A 24,498-nucleotide genomic window follows, 5' to 3' on the forward strand; every position below is an offset into this window, starting at 1 on the left:
GCCCGATGAGCTCGACGCCCTCCGTTGACGAACTGGTCCACCAGCCGATCGAAGCGATCATCCCGCATCGCGGCACCATGCTGCTGATCGACGCCGTCGACACGTTCAGCGAAGAAACGCTCACCGCGCGCGCCACGGTGCGCGCCGACGCCTGGCATGCCGACGCCGACGGCGCGATGCCCGCGTGGATCGGCATCGAACTGATGGCGCAGGCGATCGCCGCGCACGTCGCGTTGCTGGCCATGCGCGGCGGCGGCCGCGCGCGGCCCGGCGTGCTGCTCGGCTCGCGCAGCTACAAGGCATTGCAGCCGTCGTTCGCTAGCGGCGCGCAGTTGTCGATCCATGTCACGGAACTGCTGCGCAGCGAAGAAGGCCACGGCGCCTACGAATGCACCATCCGGCACGGCGACGCGGTTTGCGCCGAAGCCGTCATCAAGGTTTTTCAACCGCGCGACTTTCAATCATTCATCGAAGGGAGTTTCAGTCCATGAGCCGGCGTGTTCTCGTTACCGGCGCAAGCCGCGGCATCGGCCGCGCGATTGCGTACAAGTTGGCCGCCGACGGCTTCGCGGTGTCCGTGCATTGCCGCACGGGACGCAGCGAAGCCGATGCGGTGGCGACGGGCATCGCCGCACAGGGCGGCACGGCGCGCGTGCTGCAATTCGACGTGCGCGAGCGTGCGGTATGCCGCGAAGTGCTCGAAGCGGACGTCGCGGCGAATGGCCCTTACTACGGCATCGTGTGCAGCGCGGGCGTGACCCGTGACGCAGCGTTCCCCGCGCTCACCGAAGAAGATTGGGACATCGTGATCGAAACCGGTCTCGACTCGTTCTATAACGTCGTGCATCCGTTGACCATGCCGATGGTGCGCGCCCGCAAGGGCGGCCGCATCGTCACGATCGCTTCGGTGTCCGGCGTGATGGGCAATCGCGGCCAGGTCAACTACAGTGCGGCGAAAGCCGGCCTGATCGGCGCGAGCAAGGCGCTCGCCGTCGAACTGGCGTCGCGCAACATCACCGTCAATTGCGTGGCGCCGGGTCTGATCGAGACCGGCATGCTCGACGAAATGCCGCTCGAGCAGGCGCTCAAGACGGTGCCGATGAACCGCGTCGGCCAGCCTGCCGAAGTGGCGTCCGTGGTCAGCTTCCTGATGTCGGATGCGGCCTCGTATGTCACGCGTCAGGTGATCGGCGTCAACGGCGGGATGATCTGATGAAACGTGTCGTCATAACCGGCATGGGCGGCGTCACGGCGTTTGGCGATAGCTGGGACGTCATCGAAACGCGCTTGAGAAGCGGCGTGAACGCCGTGCGCCGCATGCCCGAGTGGGATTACTTCGAATCGCTGCATACGCGGCTGGCGTGTCCGCTGCCGGGTTTCACCGCGCCCGCGCACTATCCGCGCAAGAAGACGCGTTCGATGGGTCCGGTGTCCATGTACTCGGTGCGCGCCAGTGAACTGGCGCTCGCCGACGCCGGCCTCGCCGACGACACCACCATCAAGGACGGCCGCATGGGCGTCGCGTATGGTTCGTCGTCGGGCTCGGTGCAGCCGATCCACGCGTTCGGCACGATGCTCGAAACCGGTTCGATGAGCGACGTCACGTCGAACAGCTACGTGCAGATGATGCCGCATACCACCGCGGTCAACGTCAGCCTGTTCTGGGATCTGAAAGGGCGGATCATTCCGACCTCGTGCGCGTGCGCCTCGGGCAGCCAGGCGATCGGCTACGCGTATGAAGCGATCCAGGCGGGCAAGCAGACGCTGATGCTGGCCGGCGGCGCGGAGGAACTGTCGGGGCCGGCGGTCGCCGTGTTCGACACGCTGTACGCCACCAGCACGCGCAACGACGAACCGCATCTGACGCCGCGTCCATTCGACGCCGCGCGTGACGGCCTCGTGGTCGGCGAAGGCGCGGCCACGCTGGTGCTCGAGGAATACGAACATGCGGTGGCGCGCGGTGCGCGGATTCACGCGGAGATTGTCGGCTTCGGCTGCAACTCGGACGGCGCGCATATGACCCAGCCGACCGCCGAAACCATGGCGCTCGCGATGCAGCTCGCGCTCGACGACGCCCAACTGCCGCCCGAAGCGATCGAGTATGTGAACGCGCACGGCACCTCGACGGATCGCGGCGACATTGCCGAAAGTCATGCGACCGCGCAGACCTTCGGCGCGCGCATGCCGATCAGTTCGCTCAAGAGCTATGTCGGCCACACGCTCGGCGCGTGCGGCGCGCTCGAAGCATGGTGGACCATCGAGATGATGAAGCGCAACTGGTATGCGCCGACCTTGAATCTGGAGAATGTCGACCCGGCTTGCGCGCCGCTCGATTACATCGTCGGCACGGGGCGTGAGATCGACGCCGGCTACGTGATGAGCAACAACTTCGCGTTCGGCGGCATCAACACGTCGCTGATTTTCAGGCGCGTTCGATGAGCATGGCGTTGCAACGCGTGGTCGTGACCGGCATGGGCATCGTGTCGTGTCTCGGCAATACGCTCGATGAAGTCTCCGCTGCCTTGCGCACGGGCCGCTCGCGCATCGAGCGGATCGACGCGTGGCGCGAGCGTGGTTTCGCCTCGCAGGTCGCGGGCGTCGCCTCGGTCGCGCACGAGCCGCCGTTCGAGCGCAAGCTCGAACGCTTCATGGGCGATACCGCGCGGTTTGCCTGTCATGCCGCGCGCAAGGCGATCAGCGACGCCGGGCTCGACGCCGCGCAGTTGTGCTCGCCGCGTGCGGGCACGGTGATCGGTTCGGGCGTCGGCAACATGCTGAGCTACGACGCGGCCATGGCAGTCGCCAACGCGCGCGGCGTCGAGAAAGTGCCGCCCTACGTCGTGCCGCATGCGATGAGCAGCACCGCGTCGGCCAATGTCGCGCAGGTGTTCGGGCTCGAAGGCGTCAGCTATTCGCCGTCGTCGGCGTGCACGACTTCGGCGCTCGCGATCGGCCAGGCGATGCAGCTGATTCAGACCGGCCGTCAGCAGATCGTGCTCGCCGGCGGCAGCGAGTCGCTGCACGACAACATGACGCTGATGTTCGACGCGATGGGCGCGTTGTCGCGCCGCTTCAACGATACGCCGAAGCGGGCCTCGCGACCCTACGACACGCAGCGCGACGGTTTCGTGATCGCCTCCGGCGGCGGCGTGCTCGTGCTCGAAGCGCTCGATCACGCGCTTGCACGCGGCGCGCGCATCCACGCCGAACTCACCGGCTTCGGCGACTGCACGGATAGCGCCGGCATGGTCACGCCGCGCGCGGCGGGGATTGCGCGGGCCATGCGCGGCGCGCTGCACGAAGCGGGCAAGCGGCCCGACTACGTCAACACGCACGCGCCGTCGACCCCGCTCGGCGACCTGGAAGAACTGCACGCTTTGAAAGAAGTGTTCGGCGCGGCGTTCGACCGTCGCGTGCCGGCATTTTCGTCGACCAAGGGGATGACGGGGCATCCGCTCGGCGCGTGCGGCGCGCACGAGGCGATCTACACGCTGTTGATGATGCGCGACGGTTTCATCGCGGGCACGGCGGACATCGACACGCCGGAGCCGGCTCTCGACGGCATGCCGCTCGTGCGCACGACGCGCGAGGCGCGCATCGGCACGGCGATGTCGGTTTCATACGGGTTCGGCGGCAGTTGCGCGAGCCTGATGTTCGAAGCATGGCAGGGCGGCTGAAACGGCCGCGACCCAAAAAAATGAAGGCGATAAAAATGAAACCAGCACGCGTGCTGGGCGCGCTGGCCATCGAGGCGTTGACGCAGGCGGGTTGCGCGACGCAGGTGAAGGCCAGTCCGAGCGCCGCAGCGATCGCGGTGTGCGGCCAGCTCGTCGTGCTGGAATCGAACTGAACCGAGTTGAAAATAGAACCCACAGAGCAACAACAACCACGAAGGAGCCTCAATGAAACGCCAACTGCTGTTTGCCGCATTGTTTGCATCGTTTGCCACGCTCAGCGCCGCGCCGGCTTTTGCCCGCGATACGGTCAACAACTATCCCATCGACCAGGCCTTGCAAAGCGAACCCGGCAAGGTGAGCGACGACATCGCGCTGTATTTCGCGGGTCAGCGCCATCCGGCCGTCGTCAAGACGGTAGGCGAATTCGCCACCAACAAGAAGACCAACGCGTTCGGCAAGAGCGATTTGCAAGCCTGCCAGCACGTGTTCCTCTCGGCGGTGATCGAGTTGCAGGAACGCGCGCGCAAGGAAGGCGGCAACGCGGTGATCAACATCAAGAGCAACTACAAGAACGAGTTGCGTGAGAGCGCGACCGAGTACACCTGCGGCGCGGGCGCGGTGATCGCCGGCGTCGCGTTGACGGGCGAAGTGGTGACGCTGCGCAAGTAAGCACGGACAGGCGCAAATAAGCGCGAGGAAAGCACAAACGCGGCGCAGTTGCCGCCGCCTCGCGCTGTTTTGCAACAGCAGGCTCGTGCCTTGCCGCGTATTAACCGGCTTTGACCGCCGCGACATTGACCAGCGTTTCACGACGCTTGCCGGGTTGCGGATGGGTCAGACCGAGCCGTTCGAGAAGACCGAAGTCTTTCGCGCGGCTCCACCAGAGGTAGGGCAGGGAGACGTTGCGCTCGCTGAAGCTGAAGTCGCCGCGGCGAATCATGTCGAGGTAGCCGTCGGCGCTTTTTTGCACGTGCATCGGATGACGGAACAGCAGCCGGATCACCCACGATTTGATGTACGCGTCGGTGGATTCGGCGAACAGCAGGATGCCGCCCGGTCTGAGCACGCGGCGGAATTCGGCGAGGGCGCGGTCCTGCTCGACGAGGTGATGGAAGGTCTGATGGCAGAACACGATATCGGCGCTCGCGTCGGGTAGCGGCAGGTTCGCGCAGTCGCCATGCAGCAGTTCGATGTCCGCGAGTTCGTCGTGGCGCGCAGCGGCCGCTTGCGCGGCGAGCGTCAACGAGGGCTCGTGGAAGTCGATGCCGACAAGGCGGCGCGGCCTGAACGCCTCGGCGAGCAGACGGAAGGAAATGCCTTGCCCGCAGCCGACGTCGACGATCACCGGCGCCTCGGGCAAGGGCGTGTCGATGAGGCGTTTGAGGTCGTTGATCGCGACCCGCAGCACATGCTGTTCCCAGATGTAGGTACGCAGGAACCAGATCCCGAAAGCCGTTTCCGGCACGAAAGGCACACTGGATGTTTCGGATGGCGACACGCTGGGCTCCGCGGCGAAATGGCGTTCTTGCTGTACCCCAGGAAGACTCGCTTCGGGGCATTGAAGCGTAATTGTAACGAGACGTAAGGATGCAGCGAAACGCTGCTCCAGGCAAGCCAAACGATTGAGGCAAATTTGAGTACACATTCGTCAAAGCGCACGACTGTCGACGTCGTGATCATCGGTGCCGGACCGGCGGGCGCGGTTGCGGCTGCATTGCTGCGCAAGGCCGGGCGCTCCGTGCTGGTGCTGGAGCGCCAGCACTTTCCGCGCTTTTCCATCGGCGAGAGCCTGCTGCCGCAGAGCATGGCCTACCTCGAAGAGGCCGGCATGCTGCAGGCCGTGGTCGAAGCCGGCTTCCAGTACAAGAACGGCGCGCATTTCATCTATCGCGGCCAGTCGTCGGCATTCGACTTCCGCGACAAGCACTCGCCGGGTTGGGGCACGACCTATCAGGTCGAACGCGCGGTGTTCGACGACATTCTGATTCGCTGCGCGGCGCAGCAGGGCGCCGACGTGCGCTTCGGGCATACGGTGCGCGCGGTTCATCCCGGCGCCACGCCTTTGGTCGACGTGATCGACGAAGCGGATCACGCCTACCAGATCGAAGCACGTTTCGTGTTCGACGCTAGCGGCTTCGGCCGCGTGTTGCCGCGTTTGCTGAACCTCGAGGCGCCGACGCGCATGCCGACGCGCGCGGCGATCTTCACGCATGTGCAGGACGGCATTCCGGCCGGCGTGACCGACCGCAACAAGATCTGCGTGGCGACGCATCCGGAGCACCGCGACGTGTGGTTCTGGATGATTCCGCTGGCTGGTGGCCGCTCGTCGGTGGGCTGTGTCGCCGAGGCGAGTTTCCTCGACGTGCCGGATGCGGAGCGCGACGCGAAGCTGCGCGCGCTGATCCAGCAGGAGCCGACGCTGAACCGTTTGATCGGCAACGCGCCGTTCCTGATGCCGGTGCGCCACATCGGCGGCTATGCGGCGAATGTGGAGCGGCTGCACGGGCCGGGTTACGCGTTGCTCGGCAATGCCGGCGAGTTTCTCGATCCGGTGTTTTCGTCCGGCGTGACGATCGCGCTGCGCTCGGCGCATCTCGCGGTGCAGACTTTGAACCGGCAACTGGACGGCGAGCAGGTCGACTGGTCGGCCACTTACGACGTGCCGTTGCGCAAGGGGATCGATACGTTCCGCGCGTTCGTCGAGCGGTGGTATTCGGGCGCGTTGCAGGACATCATTTTCTATCCGGACCAGACGCCCTCGATTCGCCGCATGATCAGCGCGGTGCTGGCGGGTTATGCGTGGGATGAGTCGAATCCGTATGTCGCGGATCCGGTGCGTCGGCTGAATGCGTTGCATGAGGTGTGCATGCAGCGTTGAGCGTGCGTTACTGCACGGTATGCATCAATGAAAACGGCGCTTCGTTATCGAAGCGCCGTTTTTTCGCGTGAAGTGAAAACAACTGTCAGCGAATAATTTCAAGATGAGCGCCGGTCCCTTAGCATTGGAGTTTAAGCGGAAGAAGGAGACACACGAATGCCCGCATATGATCGATTCAGCGCTGCTAACTATGTTAGCTCCCATGCCGCACCGATGAGCACGGGGCACTGCGCGAAGTTCGTGCGGCTGGCGATAGAGCGAGGCGGAATCGTGATTGACCGAACACGGGACGCAAAAGACTATGGACAATCGTTGATCAGCGCCGGGTTTTATGAAGTCAATTCCGCTCACCTCCAAAAGGGAGACGTCGTTGTGATTCAGCCAATTGCAAACCACCCCGCTGGGCACATGGCAATGTTCGATGGGCAAATCTGGGTGTCGGACTTCAAGCAATATCACGGGTTCTACCCGAGTCAGCAGTACCGGACCGTACAACCACAGTACAAAATCTATCGCCACAACTGAACAGAAATCATGAAAAAATATCTGTCAGTGTTGACCGTCGCCGTAAGCATGCTTCTTGGTGTGCTTTTTCACCCGCTGGCAATGGCGCACGGGGAACCGGCCACGCCTGAGGCAAGTGCGACAGCTTTTTACGCGTGGTACATCAAGCGCGATTCGGAAAATCGAGGGTTTCCGTTACTGGATAAAAAAATCTATCGATATGTAGCAAAGCCGACGGTCGATTTTTTGCGCGCGGAGTACAAAGCAAACAAGTTCGCCGGGGGCAGCGACCCCTTTACGAAGGTTCAGGATTACGACGAGAAGGACTGGGCCGCACACATTGAAGCGCGCCCGGCACTGATATTCGGCGACACCGCTGTCGTTCCGGTTGTTCTTGGACGTGACACCAAGGCCACGCTTCAGACGGTCTTGGTGTTTATGCGAAAACAACCGGACGGTCAGTGGAAAGTCAGCAAGGTCGACGACCTCAGCGGTTACGAATAGCCGCTGTTTCGGGTGATGAGTGTGTGGGCCACGGCTAACCGCGCCATTTGGGCAATGACGAATGAAAACGGCGCTTCGTTATCGAAGCGCCGTTTCTTCATTCAGCCGCATGAATCACTCAGCTCAAGCCGCGATCCTCGCCGCGCCCGACGCAGCTTTCCGCACATCATCACGGCGATGCACACGCTTGCCGGCCGCATACGTTTCATAGATCGCCCGATCGTCGCCGAGCAGCGCGAACGCGAACAACAATTCCTCCAGCGTTTCGGTACGCGCGGTACGGCGCGCGAGCAGCGGCGTCGCGCGCGGATCGAGCACGATGAAGTCCGCTTCCGACTTCGGCTTCAGCGTGCCAACCTTGTCCGCCAGATCGAGCGCTTCGGCCGCGCCGGCCGTCGCCAGATAGAACATGCGCGTGGCCGTCAAATGATGGCCGCCCAGACGCGCGACCTTGTGCGCTTCGTTCATGGTTTGCAGCATCGAGAACGAAGTGCCGCCGCCGACGTCCGTCGCCAGCGCGATCGGCATGCCGGCTTCATCGGCCTTGTCGAAATCGAACAGGCCGCTGCCGAGAAACAGGTTCGAAGTCGGGCAATGCGAGGCGACCGTGCCGGTTTGCGCCATGCGTTTGCGGTCATCCGCGTCGAGGTGGATGCAATGGCCGTACACCGCGCGGCGGCGCAGCAGCCCGTAGTGATCGTAGATGTCCAGATAGCTGCGGTGACCGGGGAACAGATCGGCGACCCACTTCACTTCGTCGTGATTCTCCGCGACGTGGCTCTGAATGAAGACGTCCGGATGCTTGCCCGCCAGCACGCCGCACGCTTCGAGTTGCGCTTCGGTCGAAGTCGGTGCGAAACGCGGCGTGAGCGCATACATCTGGCGGCCGCGATTGTGCCAGCGGCCGATCAGTTCGGCGCTGTCGTCGTAGCCCGATTGCGCGGTGTCGCGCAGGAACTCAGGGCAGTTGCGGTCCATCAGCACCTTGCCGGCCACCATGCGCAGATTGCGCGCTTCGCTCTCGGTGAACAGCGCGTCGGCGGATTCCTTATGGACCGTGCAGTACACGAGCGCGGTGGTCGTGCCGCACGCCAGCAGTTCGTCGACGAAAAAGCTCGCGGTGTCGCGCGCGTAGGCCGGATCGGTAAAGCGGCGCTCGGTCGGGAACGTGTACGTTTCGAGCCACGGCAACAAACCCGGCGCGGGCGACGCGATCATGTCCGTCTGCGGATAGTGAATGTGCGTATCGATGAAACCCGGCACGATCAGCTTGTCGCGCATCTCCTGCACCTGGGTGCCGGGCGCGAGTCGCGACGCCAGGGCCGCGTAGGCGCCGGCCGCGACGACATGGCCGTCTTCGACGATCAACAAACCGTCCTCGTTGAAGACCGCCGCGCCGGGCGATCGCGCGGGGTCGCCGTTGAAGGTCAGCAATTGCGCGCGGAATGCCGATTGGGCTGCTTTAGCCGGGTTGGCAGATTGAGTCATGGAAAAACCGTCTCCGATTATGGGAAGCTGCACAGTCCGGACGACGGTTGAATCCTCGGCTCACTCATGAGCCCGTGCCGCCGCCGGCTGCGATATCTCGGCCCGTCAGTGCGGACCGCCTGGGTGCCAGTGCGCGTCGAGCTTCGCGATCAGGTCGCTGCGTTGCTCGGGCGTGACGAACGACGCTTCGAAGCTGTTGCGGATGATCGTGTAGACCTCGGCATCGTTGAGCTTCAACGCGTCGATGGTGGCGAAATAGTTGGCGTTCACGTAGCCGCCGAAATAAGCCGGATCGTCGGAATTGACCGTCACGGCCACGCCGCGATCGAGCAGGTCCTTCAGCGTGTGCTTGGTCAGGTCGTCGAACACGCACAGCTTCAGGTTCGACAGCGGACACACGGTCAACGCGACGCGCGAATCGGCGAGACGCGCGACAAGCGCCGGATCTTCGATGCTGCGCACGCCATGATCGACGCGATCCACTTTCAGCAGATCGAGCGCTTCGTAGATGTACGAGGGCGGGCCTTCCTCGCCGGCATGCGCGACGAGTTTCAGGCCGAGCGCGCGCGCCTTGGCGAAGACGCGCTCGAACTTCGAAGGCGGATGGCCGCGTTCCGACGAATCGAGACCGACGCCGATCAGCCGATGCTTGTACTGCTCGAACAAAGGCAGCGCTTCTTCGAAAGTGGCGAGCGCGTCTTCTTCGGACAGATGGCGCAGGAAGCACAGAATCAGCTTGCTCGTCATGCCGCGCTTTTCCGCATCGGCGAGCGCGCGTTCGATGCCGGCCACGACGGTCGCGATCGGCACGCCGCGTTCGGTGTGCGTCTGCGGGTCGAAGAAGATCTCGCTGTGAATCACGTTGTCCGCGAGGCAGCGTTCGACGTACGCCATCGTCATGTCGTAGAAGTCCTGCTCGTGCAGCAGCACGCTCGCGCCGGCATAGTAGATGTCGAGGAACGATTGCAGGTCGGTGAACGCATACGCGGCGCGCAGGGACTCGATCGAGTCGTACGCGAGCTTCACGCCGTTGCGCTCGGCAAGCGCGAAGATCAGTTCGGGTTCGAGCGAGCCTTCAATGTGAATGTGCAGTTCGGCCTTCGGTGCCAGTGCGGTTTTCTCGGCCAGCGGCGTGGGGGTAACGGTCGTTGTAGTCATGGTCGGTCAGGATGTCGTTGGAGTAGGTTCGAGCCGGATGCAAAGCGCTGTGTCGACAACGTGACGTGCTTCATACCGTCTGCGTGGCGTGATGCATGCCCGCGTTCGCCTCGACCGCCTGAAGCACCTGCGCCGCCGCCGAGATCGCGATGATCTCCGGCGACTTGTCGACAATGCCGTCCACGCCGAGCGGGCACTTCATCCGCGCGATCAGCGACGGATCGAGACCGCGCGCGGCGAGCCGGTGTTCGAACTGCTTGCGCTTGCTGTGCGAGCCGATCATGCCGAAGAACGCAAAGTCGCCACGCCGCAGAATGCGCTCGGCCAACTCCAGATCGAGCGCATGGTTGTGCGTCATCACGATGAAGTACGTGTTCGGCGCGGCCTCATCGATGGCTTCGTCGGGGGCGTCGTTCGGATCGATCTTCACGTTCGGCGCATGTAGCGTTTCCACGGGCGGAAATTGCGCGTCGCGTTCGTCCACCCAGCGGACCGCGCAAGGCAGCGTGGCCAGCACGCGAACCAGCGCGGCGCCCACATGGCCGGCGCCGAACAGCACGACCGCGAAGTCGCCTAGCGCGACGGTTTCGGTGAGCAGCGCGCCGCTGTCGTCGAAACCGGCGCCGTCCCACAGCAGACAGTCAGCGGCATCGACACCCGGCTCGGGGTCGGACAGCATCACCGCATCCGGTGCGGGGCCGAATGATACGCTACGCACCGTCGACTGGCCCGCGGCCACGCGTTTCGCGAGCGTCGTGATCCAGCCGAGGTCGCCTACGTCGAGCCGCTCGAAGGCGAGAATCACCGCGCCGCCGCAGCATTGGCCGAGGCTCGGACCGAGCGCGAAGCGCTCCAGCCGCCGCATGTGCGGCGAGCGCATGCCGTCGCGCAACACCTGGCGCGCGGTCTCGATGGCTTTCCATTCGAGGTGTCCGCCGCCGATGGTGTGCTTCGCCGAATCGCGCGTAACGATCATCTTGGTGCCGGCTTCGCGGGGCGCCGAACCTTCGACGCGCGCGACCGTCACCAGCACAGCGGCGTCGCCGTGCGCGAGCAGTTGTTGCAGGTCAGGTAGCCAGGGCTGCATCCGGCGTTCTCCATACGTGGCCGCGCGGGGTGTCCGTGCGGCCGGTTGAGTGTGGCCTGGCGCGTTCGTGTCGTGTCAGGCCTTGGGCTTATTGGTCAAACTGTCGTGACGGTTGGCGCGGGCTCCGCTGCCGGTTGCGGCGCGGCTGGCGGCTGCAAGGCATCCAGTGCGTCGAGAATCGCTTCGGGCGTGGCCGGCGCGCGCAACGGCGGCGCCTCTTGCGCATCCGGCACCGCGGCCGCGATTGCGTCGCGAATCGCGAGAAATACCGAGAACGGCAACAGCAACGGCGGCTCGCCGACTGCCTTCGAGCGGAACACGGTCGGCTCGGCATTGTGGTTCTGATAGAGCTGCACGCGGAACGCGGCGGGCGTGTCGCTCACCGCGGGAATCTTGTAAGTGGACGGAGCGTGTGTCATCAGACGGCCATCGCGGTTCCACCACAGTTCCTCGGTGGTGAGCCAGCCCATGCCCTGAATGAAGCCGCCTTCCACCTGGCCGATGTCGATGGCCGGATTGATCGACTGCCCGGCGTCGTGCAGCACGTCCGCGCGCACCAGTTTCCATTCGCCGGTCAGCGTGTCGATCACGACCTCCGAGACTGCCGCGCCATAGGCGAAGTAGTAGAACGGGTGACCGGTCAGCGTTTTCGCGTCCCAATGCACCTTCGGCGTGGTGTAGAAACCGTCCGACCACAACTGCACGCGCGCCAGATAGGCGGCGCCGACCACCTGTTCGAACGGCATCGCGCCGCCGTTCACCGACACTTCCCCGTTGGCGAATTGCACGTCGTTCGCCGTGCCGCCGAGCTGTTTGGCCACGAGTTCCGCGAGCCGCGCGCGAATCGTTTTTGCCGCGGCTTCGGCGGCTTTGCCGTTCAGATCGCTGCCGGTGGACGCCGCGGTTGCCGACGTGTTCGCGATCTTGGAAGTGTCGGTTGCCGTGACCCGCACGCGGGAAAGCGGCAAGCCGAACTCATTGGCGACGACCTGCGCGACCTTCGTGTTGAGGCCCTGGCCCATCTCCGTGCCGCCGTGATTGACGAGCACGGAGCCGTCTTTGTACACATGCACCAGCGCGCCGGCCTGATTCAGAAACGGCACGTTGAACGAGATGCCGAATTTCACCGGCGAAAACGCGAGGCCGCGCTTGAGCACCGGGCTGCTTGCGTTGAACGCCGCGATCGCTTTACGGCGCGCGCGATAGTCGCTGGTGCCGAGCAACTCGTCGGTCAACGGCGCGATGATGTTGTCCTCGACGCGCTGTCCGTACGGCGTCGTATCACGCTCGCCGACGCCATAATAGTTGGCAAGGCGCACGTCGAGCGGATCGCATTTCAACTGACGCGCGATGCTGTCGAGCATCACTTCCATCACGAGCGCGCCTTGCGGACCGCCGAAGCCACGGAACGCGGTGTTCGATTGCGTGTTGGTCTTGCAGCACAGCGCGACGATGTCGACGTCGGACAGGTAGTACGCGTTGTCGAAGTGACAAACGGCGCGCGTGGCGACCGCGCCGGAGAGATCAGCGGAATAGCCCGCGCGCAATGCGATTTCGACGCGCGCGCCGAGAATGCGGCCGCTGTCGTCGAAGCCCGCTTCGTATGCGTAGACTGCGTCGTGGCGCTTGCCGGTGATCATGAAATCGTCGTCGCGGTCGGCGCGCAGTTTGACCGGACGGCGCAGCCGTTGCGCCGCCAGCGAGGCCACGCAGGCGAACAGCGCCGATTGCGATTCCTTGCCGCCGAAGCCGCCGCCCATGCGCCGGCATTCGCACACCACGTTATGCGCCGGCCAGTCGAGCATATGCGCGACCACCTGCTGCATTTCGCTTGGATGCTGGGTCGAACTGTAGACGAGCATGCCGTCCATTTCCTTCGGTACGGCGTACGCGATCTGGCCTTCCAGATAGAACTGCTCCTGGCCGCCGACTTCGAACGTGGCGCTGATCCGGTGCGGCGCGGCGGCGATCTTCGCGTCCGGCTTGCCGCGTTTCAGATGCAGCGGCGGCAGCACGAACTGTTTGACGGCCTTTGCTTCGGCGGGCGTGAGGATGGCTTCGAGCGGTTCGTAGCGGACCACGTCGTCGCTCTTTGCGAGCGACGCGGCACGGCGGGCGAGTTCGTGGCTTTCGGCGATCACGGCGAACACTGGCTGGCCGAGGTACAGCACTTCGTCGACGGCAAGAATCGGGTCGTCGTGCAGCACCGGGCCGCAGTTGTTCTCGCCGGGAATGTCTTCGGCGGTCAGCACGGCGATCACGCCCGGCGCCTTCCTGACCGCGTCCAGATCCATCGACACGATCCGCGCGTGGGCATGGCGCGACAGGCCGAGCGCCGCGTGCAAGGTGCCTTGCAGCTCAGGCACGTCGTCCGTGTAGGTGGCTTCGCCGCTCACATGCAGCGCGGCCGATTCATGCGGCAGCGATACGCCGATCGATGCGTCGCTCTCGTGAGCGACGTGCCTGGCAGCGTGTTCGACGAAAGCATCGGTCCGGTTCATCACGAAGGCTCCTTCGCAACGGCGGCGTCCGGCGCGCCGGCTTCGAACGCGAACGCATTCACGTCGAAGAGGGCGAGCGGCGCGTCATCGCGCGTTTCGAGGTGGAAGCGCCACAGTACGTTGCGCGCCACCTTCAGTCGATAGGCGCTCGATGCGCGCATGTCCGTGAGCGGCTGGTAATCGGCGACGAGCGCATGCATGGCTTGCCGCGCGGTGCTTTCGTCCCATGTTGCGCCATTCAGGACGGCTTCGGTTTGCGCGGCCCGCTTCGGCGTGGCCGCCATGCCGCCGAACGCGATGCGGGCTTGCTGAATGACGCCGTTTTCGCCCAGGTGCAGCGCGAACGCCGCGCACACGGCCGAAATGTCCTGATCGTAGCGTTTCGACACTTTGTAGGTGCGAAAGCGCAGATTGCCGGCCGGCCGCGGCACGCGCAGCGCCGCGACGAATTCGCCGGCGACGAGCGCGGTCTTCTGATAGCCGAGATAGAACGCGTCGAGCGGCAGCGTGCGTGTTTTCGGACCGTGGCGCAACACGACTTGCGCGCCGAGAGCGAGCAGCGCCGGCATCGAATCGCCGATCGGCGAGCCGTTCGCGACGTTGCCGCCGAGCGTGCCGGCATTGCGGATCGGCAGCGACGCGAAACGCGTCCACAGTTCGGCGAGTTCGGGATAATCGACCGCGAGTGCGGCGTACGCGTCTTCGAGCGTGACGGCGGCGCCGATCGTCAGCGTCTGCGCATCGCGCCCGATCGTCTTCAATTCAGCGACGTTGCCGATGTACAGAATGTCGCCGAGATCGCGGAATTGCTTGGTGACCCACAGGCCGACGTCGGTGCTGCCGGCGAGCAAACGCGCTTGCGGATGTTCGGCGCGCAGCCTGGCAAATGCATCGAGCGAGACCGGCGCGTAGAAGGTGGGCGAGCCGAACGCGGCGCCGCGCGTGTCGGCAGCGTGGTATTCGAAGGTGTCGCGTCGTTGCAGTTCGCGCAGTTGATCCGCGACCAACTTGCGGTCGAGCGTCACGCGCGGATATTGCGGATAGTCGAACATCTTCTGCGAGGCGTCGACGATCGGCCGGTAGCCGGTGCAGCGGCACAGATTGCCGGAGAGCGCGGCGTTGATTTCATCGCGGGTGGGCAGGCCGGCGGCGGCCGGCTGGTTTTCATACAGCGCCCACATCGACATCACGAAGCCGGGCGTGCAGAAGCCGCATTGCGAACCGTGGCAGTCGACCATGGCCTGCTGCACGGGGTGCAGCGCGCCGTCGGCGGCGCGCAGGTCTTCGACGGTGAAGAGCGCTTTGCCGTCCAGCGTGGGCAGGAACTGGATGCAGGCATTGACCGCTTTCAGCGCGAGGCCGCCATGCGCGTCCAGTTCGCCGATGACGACCGTGCAGGCGCCGCAATCGCCTTCCGCACAGCCTTCCTTGGTGCCGGTGCAATGCAGATCCTCGCGCAGATGCTGCAGCACGGTGCGCGACGCAGGCACGCCCGCGACCTCACGGACGGACCCCTGGTGATAAAAGCGGATGGTTTGCGTTGTCATGGCGAATCCGAAAGACAGTGCGGACCGGGCGCGCGTTACGCATGGGGTCGCGCCAAAGCCGGCCTCGCGCACGTAGATCGCCATCCAGTTCCGAAGATAGCATTACCTTGTCTCAAAAATATTTCCCGTGTCGCATGAAGCTTATTCGGAAGCGATCATGAGATAAGTACGATTCGCGTTAAGGCGGGAAGTTGCGTGAAACGGGGCGGAGGGCGGAAAACCAGGCGTGGTGGGGTGCTGCGGGGAAAATGGGCGGTCGGTCAGACCGCAAAACGGCGGGGATTGTGGACAAGAAGCGCCGGATTTCGGACCGCCGCCCGTGGCGGCACGAATCCGACGCGATTCAGGGTGGCAAAAGCGGCGCGACAAAGCCCGGTTAGGCGATCCGCCGACGGTTGCGCAGCAGGCTCAGCGCCAACGGGATGAAAGCGATCACGAATGCCACCAGCGACCATTGCGGCAGCGTCAGACCCAGAATCGGCGGATAGGCCGTTTCGCACAGCCCGGCGACCTTGAACACGCCCGGCAGCCAATGCGCGGGCGGCAAGCTGTCGACCAGCGGCTGCAGCGCGTCGAAGCCGCAGCTAAAGCCCGGATTCGCCTGAACATACACGTGGCGCGCCGCCGTCACGATGCCGGCCAGCGCCGACAAGGCCGCGAGCACTTCCAGCAGACGCACGCCGCGCCAGCTGTTAAACCGCGCGCCGAGGAACGCGAAGATTGCAATCAGCAGGAAGAAATACCGCTGGATGATGCACAACGGGCACGGGTCTTCGTGCAGAAAATACTGCAGATACAGCGCGCCGCCCACGAGGGCAACGCAGATCAGGCCAAGCAGAACCAGCAGGGAGCGCTCGCGGCGCAGCATTGCAGTGTCGTTATTCATGGATCGTGTGGCTGTCTGGAAACGGAAAGGGCGGGTGCCCGCGATTCTAGCGCGAACCCCCGCCCCCAGCTTATCCTGCTTTTACGAGGTATTTCCTGTCAGCGAATCGCCTTGAGCACCGCTTCGGCGCCGCGGCCGATGGCCAGCAGGGCGTCGTCGGCGTGGGGCGCGCCGGCGAGCATCAGGCCGACCGGTGCGTCGCCGCGCAGATGGCAAGGCAGCGACAGCGCGCAGGTATCGAGGAAGTTGAACACGCTCGGGTTGCGCAGGATCAGCGCGTTGGTGCGGCCAAAGGCGTCGTCGTCGGCCAGTTCGGCGACGCGCGGCGGCACCACCGGCACCGTGGGCGCCACCACCGCGTCGAACCGCTGCCACAGCGTGCGGGCAGCTTCGGCGAGCATCGCCTCGCGTTCGGCGAGCAGGTCCAGATAGTCGGCGGCGCTGGCCGGCTGGCCCTTCAGAATGCGCACCAGCACGCGCGGATCATATTGGTCGCGATGTTTTTCCAGCAACGGACGATGCCACGCATACGCCTCGATCGGCGAGAACCCGAAGCGGTTGATCTCGGGCAAACGGTCGAGCGGCGCGAAACGCACTTCGCTGACAATCGCGCCGGCCGCTTCCAGATGCTTGAGCGCCGTGTCGATTGCGGCGGCGACCGCCGGCTCGACGCCGTCGGTGACGAAATTGGTCAGCACGCCGAGGCGCACGCCTTCCAGCGGACGGACGGCCGGAATGCGCGGCTCGAGCCCGGCCAGCATGCGGTCGACCAGCGCGCAGCAGGCCACGGAAACGCCGATCGGCCCGAACGAATCGAGGGTGGACGAAAGCGGCACGCCGCCTTGTTTGGGAATGCGGTCGGCGGTCGGCTTGAAACCGGTCAGGCCGCACAGCGCCGCCGGAATGCGGATCGAGCCGCCGGTGTCGGTGCCGAGCGCGACGGCCGCCATGCCGTCCGCGACGGAAGCCGCCGCGCCCGACGACGAGCCGCCCGAAATCCGCTCATCGCCTTTCACGCCGCGCTGGTATGGCGACAGCGGATTGCCGTAATGCGGGTTCAGACCGAGTCCGGAAAACGCGAACTCGCTCATATTGGTCCGGCCGACGATCACGGCGCCCGCGCGCTTCAAACGCGCGACCGCGACGGCGTCCGTCTTGGCGGCGGGCGCGTCGGCGAGCACGACAGAACCGGCGCGGGTCGGCTGGCCTTCGATGTCGAACAGGTCTTTGACCGACACCGGAATCCCGGCGAGCGGCGAAAGCACGGTGCCGGCGGCGCGCAGACGGTCGTGCGCGTCGGCGGCGGCGCGGGCGCTGTCGGCGTCGACGTGCATGAAGACGGCCGCACCCTGGCCGGCCGGATCGGCGATCCGTTCGAGCGCGGTCTCGACGAGCGCGCGGCTCGTGGTGCGTCCGGCGGCGAGGTCGGCAGCAAGTTGGGCTAGCGGCGGAAAGGGCGTGAATTCAGTGGCCATGATGTCGGTAGAAATCCGGTTGAACCGGGCGAAGCCGGTCATTGGGCGAAATGCGTGAGCTTGAATGCGGTGGCTTGAATGCGGTCGATCACATGCGATTGAAGAGTGTCGCGCGGAACGCTTCGATATGCTTCTGCACCGATTGACGCGCGCCTTCGGCGTCGCGTTCGCGCAGCAGGCGAAACAGTTCGAGATGTTCCTCGTGCACGTCTTCCAGATGATGCGGCTCGGACAGTGAAATGAACCAGAAGCGTAGCGAGCGCTCGTGCAGTCCGCGCAGAATGTCGGCCAGCACGGGATTGCGCGAGGCGGCCGAGATCGCCAGATGAAACTCGCGGTCGATATCCATCATGCCTTCGATATCGTGCGCGGCGACGCACACGGCGGAGCGGTCCAGCAGCACCTGCATCGCATCGTAGTCGTGCGGCTGCGCGTGGCGCGCGGCCAGTTCGACGCAGTAGCTTTCATTGACCAGCCGCACGTCGATGATCGCCAGCACGTCGTCGAGCGAAACCGGACGGACCATGATGCCTTTGCGCGGCATGATGGTCAGCATGCCTTCGTGCACCAGCCGATGCAGCGCCTGATGAACCGGCGTCCTGCCGATGCCGGTCAGCGCCATCAGTTCCGCTTCGTTGAGCACCTCGCTCGGCCGCAGGCGCATGGTGATGATCTCGCGCTTGACGAACGCATAGGCCTGCTCGGCGAGACTCGCGGCAGCGGTCGCGCGGGCGGGCGTGGAAGGGCGGGCAGTCTGCAAGAGCGTCATGTGAGGTGGAAGCGGGCGATGTCGTCCGCATTGTAGAGCAAGGTTTTGCGCGGACGGCGGCGCGGGGCGGGCGGGCAGCGGGTCATCGACCCGCGCCGGCCTTGGCTCGCGCACCGTGCGGCGCGTTGCGTCACCGTCCCCGTCTGTCAGGCGCGGCTCGGCGAAATCGCCGCCGCATGCTGCACCTTCACACGCGGCATCATCAGCGTGACCAGCCCGCCGACGATCAGCGCCCCCGCGATCAGCACGAGCCCGAACGTCACGCTATGCGTCGCGTCCTTGACGATGCCGAGCACATACGGGCTCACATAGCCCGCGAGGTTCGCGATCGAATTGATCACGGCAATCCCGGCCACCGCGGCCGTGCCTTGCAGGAAAGTCGTCGACATCGACCAGAAGATGCCGAAGCCCGCGAGAATGCCGATATACGCGATCGACAGGCCGGTCACGGCGAGCGGAATCGAGTTGGTCACCGAGGCGCTGCCGAGCAAACCGGCCGCGCCAATGAAGCAGCACACGGCATAGTGCCAGCGCCGTTCGCCCGTGATGTCCGAGGAGCGCCCGATCAGGATCATGCCGATGCCCGCCGCCAGATACGGAATCGCGGTGACAAAGCCATTGGTGACGAGATTCGTCACGCCCAGATCCTTGACGATCTGCGGCAGCCAGAACGAGAAGCCCGCATTGCCGGTGACGAGGCAGAAATAGATCAGCGTGAGCAGCCAGAAGCGGCCCGAGCGCAGCGCCACCGCGAGGCTATGCTCCGCGCCGGCCGCCGCAGCCGCGCTGTTTTCCCGCGAGAGACGGCCGAGGATCACGCGCTTTTCGTCGTCGCTCAGCCAGGCGGCTTCCGCCGGCGTGTTGCGCAGCACGGCGAGCGCCCAGAAGCCGGCGAGAATCGACGGAATGCCTTCGATCAGGAACATCCACTGCCAGCCGCGCAAGCCGTGCGCTTCATGCAACGCCGACATCAGAAAGCCCGACAGCGGCGCGCCGATGATGCCCGCCACCGGAATCGCCGCCATGAACACGGCGACCATGCGCGCGCGCCGGTCGGACGGAAACCAGAAGGTCAGATAGAGCACCACGCCAGGCACCAGACCGGCTTCGGCAACGCCGAGAAAAAAGCGCAGCACGTAGAACATCGTTTCCGAGCGCACGAACATCATCAGACACGACAGCAGGCCCCACAGCATGGTGATGCGAGCGATGGTGGCCCGCGCGCCGAATTTCTTCAGCAGCAGATTGCTCGGCACTTCGAACACGAAGTAGCCGAAGAAAAAGATCCCCGCGCCGAGTCCGTACGCCGCGTTCGACAGGCCGAGGTCGCCGGTAAATTGCAGCTTCGCGTAACCGATGTTGACGCGGTCCAGATACGACAGCACATAGACGAGAAACAGGAACGGCATGATGCGCCAGGTGATCTTGCGCAGCGCGGCGGCTTCGAGCCACGCGTCGGACGAAGCGTCGGCGGCGGATAGCGAAGGGGAGCTCATGGGTGCCTCATTCGACGATAGGTAGCGCGCGCACGCGATAGGCGTGGCGCAGCGTGCGGTTCAGGATCGGGTCGTGCAATTCGAGTTCGAGCGCGTCGCCATCAACCATGCCGACGATGCCGCCCTGGACCGCCAGCGTGCCGCAGAACATCGCCGCGCCTTGCGCGAGCGGCGCGCGCGTGAGCAGATCGGCCGCCGGCAGCAGCGCCGCCACGCTGCCTTGCTGATAGACGCGCCGCTCGCCGTTCGTCACGGCGTAGGCGCGCAATTCCAGCTGGTCCCAGTGGCCTGAGACATCGTCGAAACGCCAGGCGTCGCGGGCCACCGGTTTCGGACAGACCTGTTTCGAGACGGTGACGCCGTAGGCCTCGACTTCACGGTCGGTGTGATCCGAACCGACGGTGACGAGCAAGCCCGCTTTCGAATGGACCAGCACGCATTCGGCTTCGCCGCTCGATTTCACGCCGACCACGTCGATCTGCTCGGCCTGCGTCAGCAGTTCCACGCCGAGGCGGTAGAAGCACGGCGTGGTGGACGGCCGCTTCACGCCGAGTTCGGCCAGTTCGGCGATGTGATGCTCGATCGCCGCCTGGTCGCGCCCGGCCCAACCGGCAATGGTCAGACGATTCACGTCGGCGATCTCGGCGCGACTGCCGCCGGAACGGTCTACAACATTGAAGGACACCTGCTGCATTGCTCGACTCCAAAGGAAATATGCGGCAAATATTATTGTGATATTTCACAGAAGTCGAGCGTGTCAAAAACATTATTTTGCGCGGCGTGGCTGGGATCCGTGGCTCGCAGATAGTCCAAGCCATACGCACATTGGCGCGCGGCGGCATATCGCGTTCGTTTGTTAAACTGCGTTTTTAAGATTACTTTTTGTAAGGGATGCATCCATGCACCATGGCATCGGCTTCATTCAGGACTTGGCGGTCGTGATGGCGCTCGCCGGCGTCGTCACCGTGCTGTTCCATCGCCTGAAACAGCCGGTGGTGCTCGGCTACATCGCCGCCGGCGTGATCATCGGGCCGTACACGCCGCCCTTCCAGCTGATCCATGACGAGCAGACCATTCAGACGCTCGGCGAACTCGGCGTCGTGTTCCTGATGTTTTCGCTCGGCCTCGAATTCAGTCTGCGCAAACTCTTCAAGGTCGGCGCGACGGCGATCGTCGCGGCGCTCTCCGAGATCGTGCTGATGCTGTGGCTCGGCTACGAAATCGGCAGCGCGTTCGGCTGGAGTTCGATGGATTCGCTGTTCCTCGGCGCGATCCTCGCCATCTCGTCGACCACCATCATCGTCAAGGCGCTTTCCGAACTGGGCCTGAAGCGCGAGCGTTTCGCGCAACTGGTGTTCGGCATTCTGATCGTCGAGGACATTCTCGCCATTGCCATGCTGGTGCTGCTGTCGGGCATCGCGCAGACGGGGCAGTTGAGCGCGGGCGTCGCCGTGGTCACGCTCGGCAAGCTGCTGCTGTTCATGACGGTGTCGCTGGTGGTCGGCATTCTGGTCGTGCCGCGCGCCCTGAACTACGTGGCGCGCGCGAAGAGCGACGAGATGCTGCTCGTCTCGGTGCTTGGCTTCTGCTTCGGTTTCTGTCTGCTGGTCGTGAAGCTCGACTACAGCATCGCGCTCGGCGCGTTCCTGATCGGCGCGATCATGGCCGAATCGCGTCACCTGCATCGGATCGAGCATCTGATCGCGCCGCTGCGCGACGCGTTTTCCGCGATCTTCTTCGTGACGATCGGCCTGATGCTGAACCCGGCCGTGCTGGTCGATTACGCGTGGCCGATCGCGGTGATCACGGTGGCGGTGATCGTCGGCAAGATCGTGTCGTGCGGGCTCGGCACCTTTCTCGCCGGCAAGGACGGGCGCACGGCGATGCGCGTCGGCATGACCGTCTCGCAGATCGGCGAGTTCTCGTTCATCATCGCGTCGCTCGGTTTGACGCTCAAGGTGACGAGCGCGTTTCTGTATCCGATCGCGGTGGCGGTCTCCGCCTTGACCACGCTGTTCACGCCGTATCTGATCCGCGCAGCCGATCCGCTGACACGGCGCCTCGGTCACGCCATGCCGCGCACATTCGCGAACGTGTTCGACATGTACGGGCAGTGGTTGCGCAGTCTGAGCACGGGAAGCGGTGAACCGACGCTGTTCAGCATGACGCGGCGGATCATTCTGCAGATCGCCGTCAATCTGGCGCTCGTCGCCGCGATTTTTCTGATCGTGTCATATAGCGCGCCTTATACGAGTTCGTGGCTCGCTCATTGGGTCAGTTCCGAGCCAATGCAGCGCGTGGTGCTGTGGAGCCTCGCGCTGGTGGTGTCGATGCCGTTTCTGGTGGCGGTGTATCGCAAGCTCAAGTCGCTTGCCTTGCTGCTCGCGGAGGTCAGCGTGCAACCGGCGAAGGCGGGGCGCTTCACCAGTGCGATCCGTTACGCTATCGCCGATCTGGTGCCGGTGGTCTCGATGGTTGGCGTGTTTCTGCTGGTCGCGGCGCTGTCCGGCGGCATTCTGCCGCCGACCGGCCTGCTTGCCGCGGTGCTGGTCTGCGCCGCGTTGCTGCTGGCGCTCGTGTGGCGCTGGTGCGTGAAAATCCATGCGGCGATGCAGATCGCCTTGCGCGAGACTTTCGAGGAGCAGCCGGATCCTTAAGTCAGACTTGCCGCGCGGTTCTCCAGGTTGATTTCCTCATAGGCGTCATAGGCGCTCGCGACAATGTGAGCAATTGTGTGCGGGTTTGCGGCGCCTGCTTCGCTAGCGGATAATCAGGGCATATTCATTCGTTCGCGTGTAAGGCGCCTGTCTGACTGTCATGAGCGAAAACAAACCTGAAAATGCCGGCAAGCCCGGCAATCCAATGCCGCCTTCGCCGTCGCCCGCGCCGTCCGCAACGCCCGGCGTGTCGACATCTGGCTCCGCGCCGGCTGACCCGGCGGCCTCGCTACCCCTCTCGCACGAAGATGCCATCCAGTCTCCGATCAAAGACACGCTGACGCCGCCGGGCGCGCAGTCGACGCGTGCGCCCGCTGAGCCCAGCGCGACGCCGGCTGCCGAGGAGGCAGCCGCGCGATCGTCGACCGACGATCCCGACAGCGCATCGGCGGCACCGACCAATGCGCAAACGGCGCGGCAACGCGATGCGGCCGAAGCGCGCAGCTCGGCTGCGGCATCCACCGCGAAGCAGGAAGCGGCGGTTCATGAACAGGAAGCGCGGCGCGCCGGCGTCCATGCGATGAGACCGCCGCCGACTGTCGGGAGCAGTGAAGCCATCGACGGCGAGCTGGTTAGCTCCGTTGAAGACGCTACTGTGGTCGAAGACGTCAAGACCTCCGCCGAACGTCGGGCGGGTTCCCCGCCGCCCGGTTTTGGCGCGGCGCCTGACTTCACCGCGTCGAATCCCCCGCCGCCCAACGCGCTGCCGCCGTCGCCGCCGCGCTATCTGAAGCACAACGATTCGGCGTGGACCGTGTTCGGCCGCATCATCGCGGCGCGCGCGCGCCAGATATTCGATCGCGCCGGCCAGCGGATCACGCAGCGCACGCTGCGCATCGGCGTGTCGGCGCGCATCTTCCATCCGGAGCCGGGTGCGAAGGGACTGCGCGGCAAGACTTTGCAGTACCTCGAGGAATCGATCGCGCACTGGGTGATGTCGCGCGACGTGCTGGTGTTCATGATTCCGACGGTCGGTCATCAGGGCATGCTGCATCCGAGCAATATTCGTTTGCGCGACTATGCAAAGCATCTCGACGGCCTGCTGCTGCAAGGCGGCGCCGACGTCTCGCCGCAGTCTTACGCGGAACAGGCAACCAGCCACGAGTGGCCCGGCGACCGCGTGCGCGACATGTACGAGCTCGAACTGCTGCACGAGTTCGTCGAATCGGGTAAGCCGGTGCTCGGCGTGTGCCGTGGCTGTCAACTGATCAACGTGGCGTTCGGCGGGACCTTGTATCAGGACATCGCCACCGATGTGCCGACCGCGGCCACGCACGTCAACGAGAACTACGATCAGCATCGGCACGGAATTCACTTCCCGGACGGGTCGACGCTCGCCAATATGTTCCCGGGCCGGCGCGATGCGATCGTCAACTCGATTCATCATCAGGCGGTCAAGACGCTCGGCCGCGATCTCAATATCGAAGCGGTGTCGGCGTCCGATGGCCTCATCGAAGCCGTGCGCTACCGCCGCGCACCGTTCGTGATGGGGGTGCAATGGCATCCGGAGTTTCATCGTGCGGGCGGTCCGGAGTTGCTCGACTGCACGCCGTTGCTCGACACCTTCCTGCGTGTGGCGCGCGAGACGCGGTTTTGAGACGCGCTGGGTGGTGAGTCGGTGCCGCATCGCGCGGCTCGAGGGTTGAGTTCTGAAGCATGGCTTGTTCGAGGCGCACCGCTGCGGTTTGCAGCAGCGGTGCGCCTCTTGTATTTTCTTGGTGCTGTTTTACTGATGTATTCGTGTTTGGCTTCTCTCTCGCCTTTTGCCTCGGTCTCTCGATGCGTGCGGCATTTCCAATTCCTCGAATCGC

Annotated in this window: 22 protein-coding genes; 11 read left to right on the plus strand and 11 right to left on the minus strand. The window is 64.6% G+C overall.

Going from position 1 to position 24,498, the window contains the following annotated elements; translation table 11 throughout:
* The first annotated feature begins 5 nt into the window (after positions 1-5).
* The 6 genes from RI103_RS04510 to RI103_RS04535 are packed head-to-tail and all read left to right on the plus strand — an operon-like array spanning position 6 to position 4,346.
* Positions 6-491 (plus strand): hotdog family protein, encoded by a 486-nt coding sequence (locus tag RI103_RS04510; RefSeq protein WP_310814205.1) that lies wholly within the window; start codon positions 6-8, stop codon positions 489-491.
* On the plus strand, positions 488-1,213 hold the full coding sequence (locus RI103_RS04515) for a 3-ketoacyl-ACP reductase FabG2 (RefSeq protein ID WP_106283304.1): 726 nt from the start codon (positions 488-490) through the stop codon (positions 1,211-1,213). The genes RI103_RS04510 and RI103_RS04515 overlap by 4 nt, the downstream gene beginning before the upstream one ends.
* The gene (locus RI103_RS04520; protein WP_310814206.1) at positions 1,213-2,439 is read left to right on the plus strand and encodes a beta-ketoacyl-ACP synthase; all 1,227 of its coding nucleotides are present in this window, start codon (positions 1,213-1,215) and stop codon (positions 2,437-2,439) included. Before RI103_RS04515 ends, RI103_RS04520 begins: the two co-directional genes overlap by 1 nt.
* On the plus strand, positions 2,436-3,677 hold the full coding sequence (locus RI103_RS04525; RefSeq protein ID WP_310814207.1) for a beta-ketoacyl synthase N-terminal-like domain-containing protein: 1,242 nt from the start codon (positions 2,436-2,438) through the stop codon (positions 3,675-3,677). The genes RI103_RS04520 and RI103_RS04525 overlap by 4 nt, the downstream gene beginning before the upstream one ends.
* A 35-nt stretch (positions 3,678-3,712) precedes the next feature.
* The gene (locus tag RI103_RS04530; RefSeq protein WP_310814208.1) at positions 3,713-3,850 is read left to right on the plus strand and encodes a hypothetical protein; all 138 of its coding nucleotides are present in this window, start codon (positions 3,713-3,715) and stop codon (positions 3,848-3,850) included.
* A 52-nt stretch (positions 3,851-3,902) separates the two neighbouring features.
* Positions 3,903-4,346 (plus strand): excinuclease ABC subunit A, encoded by a 444-nt coding sequence (locus RI103_RS04535; RefSeq protein ID WP_310814209.1) that lies wholly within the window; start codon positions 3,903-3,905, stop codon positions 4,344-4,346.
* Between the two features lie 100 nt (positions 4,347-4,446).
* Here RI103_RS04535 and RI103_RS04540 read toward each other — a convergent pair whose 3' ends face one another.
* A complete protein-coding gene (locus RI103_RS04540; RefSeq protein WP_310814210.1) occupies positions 4,447-5,175 on the minus strand; it encodes a class I SAM-dependent methyltransferase in 729 nt (242 codons plus the stop codon).
* A gap of 135 nt (positions 5,176-5,310) precedes the next feature.
* On the opposite strand from RI103_RS04540, the gene RI103_RS04545 reads away from it, so the two are divergent.
* The 3 genes from RI103_RS04545 (at position 5,311) to RI103_RS04555 (ending at position 7,563) form a co-directional block, all read left to right on the plus strand.
* Positions 5,311-6,555 carry an NAD(P)/FAD-dependent oxidoreductase gene (locus RI103_RS04545; RefSeq protein ID WP_310814211.1) on the plus strand — a complete coding sequence of 415 codons (1,245 nt, stop codon included), beginning with the start codon at positions 5,311-5,313 and terminating at the stop codon, positions 6,553-6,555.
* A 156-nt stretch (positions 6,556-6,711) separates the two neighbouring features.
* The gene (locus RI103_RS04550; protein WP_310814212.1) at positions 6,712-7,080 is read left to right on the plus strand and encodes a CHAP domain-containing protein; all 369 of its coding nucleotides are present in this window, start codon (positions 6,712-6,714) and stop codon (positions 7,078-7,080) included.
* Between the two features lie 9 nt (positions 7,081-7,089).
* Entirely contained in the window at positions 7,090-7,563 is a 474-nt protein-coding gene (locus RI103_RS04555) for a DUF3828 domain-containing protein (protein ID WP_310814213.1), read from the plus strand.
* Between the two features lie 123 nt (positions 7,564-7,686).
* Here RI103_RS04555 and guaD read toward each other — a convergent pair whose 3' ends face one another.
* The 10 genes from guaD to RI103_RS04605 form a co-directional block, all read right to left on the minus strand.
* The gene (gene guaD, locus RI103_RS04560; RefSeq protein ID WP_310814214.1) at positions 7,687-9,051 is read right to left on the minus strand and encodes a guanine deaminase; all 1,365 of its coding nucleotides are present in this window, start codon (positions 9,049-9,051) and stop codon (positions 7,687-7,689) included.
* Between the two features lie 105 nt (positions 9,052-9,156).
* Positions 9,157-10,209: an adenosine deaminase gene (locus tag RI103_RS04565; protein ID WP_310814215.1), complete on the minus strand. Its 1,053-nt coding sequence runs from the start codon at positions 10,207-10,209 to the stop codon at positions 9,157-9,159.
* Between the two features lie 70 nt (positions 10,210-10,279).
* On the minus strand, positions 10,280-11,296 hold the full coding sequence (gene xdhC, locus RI103_RS04570; RefSeq protein WP_310814216.1) for a xanthine dehydrogenase accessory protein XdhC: 1,017 nt from the start codon (positions 11,294-11,296) through the stop codon (positions 10,280-10,282).
* 95 nt (positions 11,297-11,391) lie between these two features.
* Complete coding sequence (gene xdhB / locus RI103_RS04575) at positions 11,392-13,797, minus strand: xanthine dehydrogenase molybdopterin binding subunit (RefSeq protein WP_310814217.1); 2,406 nt, start codon at positions 13,795-13,797, stop codon at positions 11,392-11,394.
* On the minus strand, positions 13,797-15,344 hold the full coding sequence (gene xdhA, locus RI103_RS04580) for a xanthine dehydrogenase small subunit (RefSeq protein ID WP_310814218.1): 1,548 nt from the start codon (positions 15,342-15,344) through the stop codon (positions 13,797-13,799). The genes xdhB and xdhA overlap by 1 nt, the downstream gene beginning before the upstream one ends.
* Positions 15,345-15,720: 376 nt before the next feature.
* On the minus strand, positions 15,721-16,230 hold the full coding sequence (locus RI103_RS04585; RefSeq protein WP_310814219.1) for a disulfide bond formation protein B: 510 nt from the start codon (positions 16,228-16,230) through the stop codon (positions 15,721-15,723).
* 98 nt (positions 16,231-16,328) lie between these two features.
* Positions 16,329-17,705, minus strand: coding sequence for an amidase (locus RI103_RS04590; protein ID WP_310815172.1), 1,377 nt, complete (start codon positions 17,703-17,705; stop codon positions 16,329-16,331).
* An 88-nt stretch (positions 17,706-17,793) separates the two neighbouring features.
* Positions 17,794-18,474, minus strand: a complete 681-nt coding sequence (locus RI103_RS04595; RefSeq protein ID WP_310814220.1) for a GntR family transcriptional regulator — start codon at positions 18,472-18,474, stop codon at positions 17,794-17,796.
* A 146-nt stretch (positions 18,475-18,620) separates the two neighbouring features.
* Entirely contained in the window at positions 18,621-19,970 is a 1,350-nt protein-coding gene (locus tag RI103_RS04600; protein WP_310814221.1) for an MFS transporter, read from the minus strand.
* Between the two features lie 7 nt (positions 19,971-19,977).
* Positions 19,978-20,664 carry a DUF2848 domain-containing protein gene (locus RI103_RS04605; protein ID WP_310814222.1) on the minus strand — a complete coding sequence of 229 codons (687 nt, stop codon included), beginning with the start codon at positions 20,662-20,664 and terminating at the stop codon, positions 19,978-19,980.
* 205 nt (positions 20,665-20,869) lie between these two features.
* On the opposite strand from RI103_RS04605, the gene RI103_RS04610 reads away from it, so the two are divergent.
* The gene (locus RI103_RS04610) at positions 20,870-22,627 is read left to right on the plus strand and encodes a cation:proton antiporter (RefSeq protein ID WP_310814223.1); all 1,758 of its coding nucleotides are present in this window, start codon (positions 20,870-20,872) and stop codon (positions 22,625-22,627) included.
* Between the two features lie 160 nt (positions 22,628-22,787).
* On the plus strand, positions 22,788-24,284 hold the full coding sequence (locus RI103_RS04615; protein ID WP_310814224.1) for a type 1 glutamine amidotransferase: 1,497 nt from the start codon (positions 22,788-22,790) through the stop codon (positions 24,282-24,284).
* Positions 24,285-24,498 lie beyond the last annotated feature (214 nt).

This window comes from Paraburkholderia sp. FT54 (assembly GCF_031585635.1).
Classification (GTDB): domain Bacteria; phylum Pseudomonadota; class Gammaproteobacteria; order Burkholderiales; family Burkholderiaceae; genus Paraburkholderia.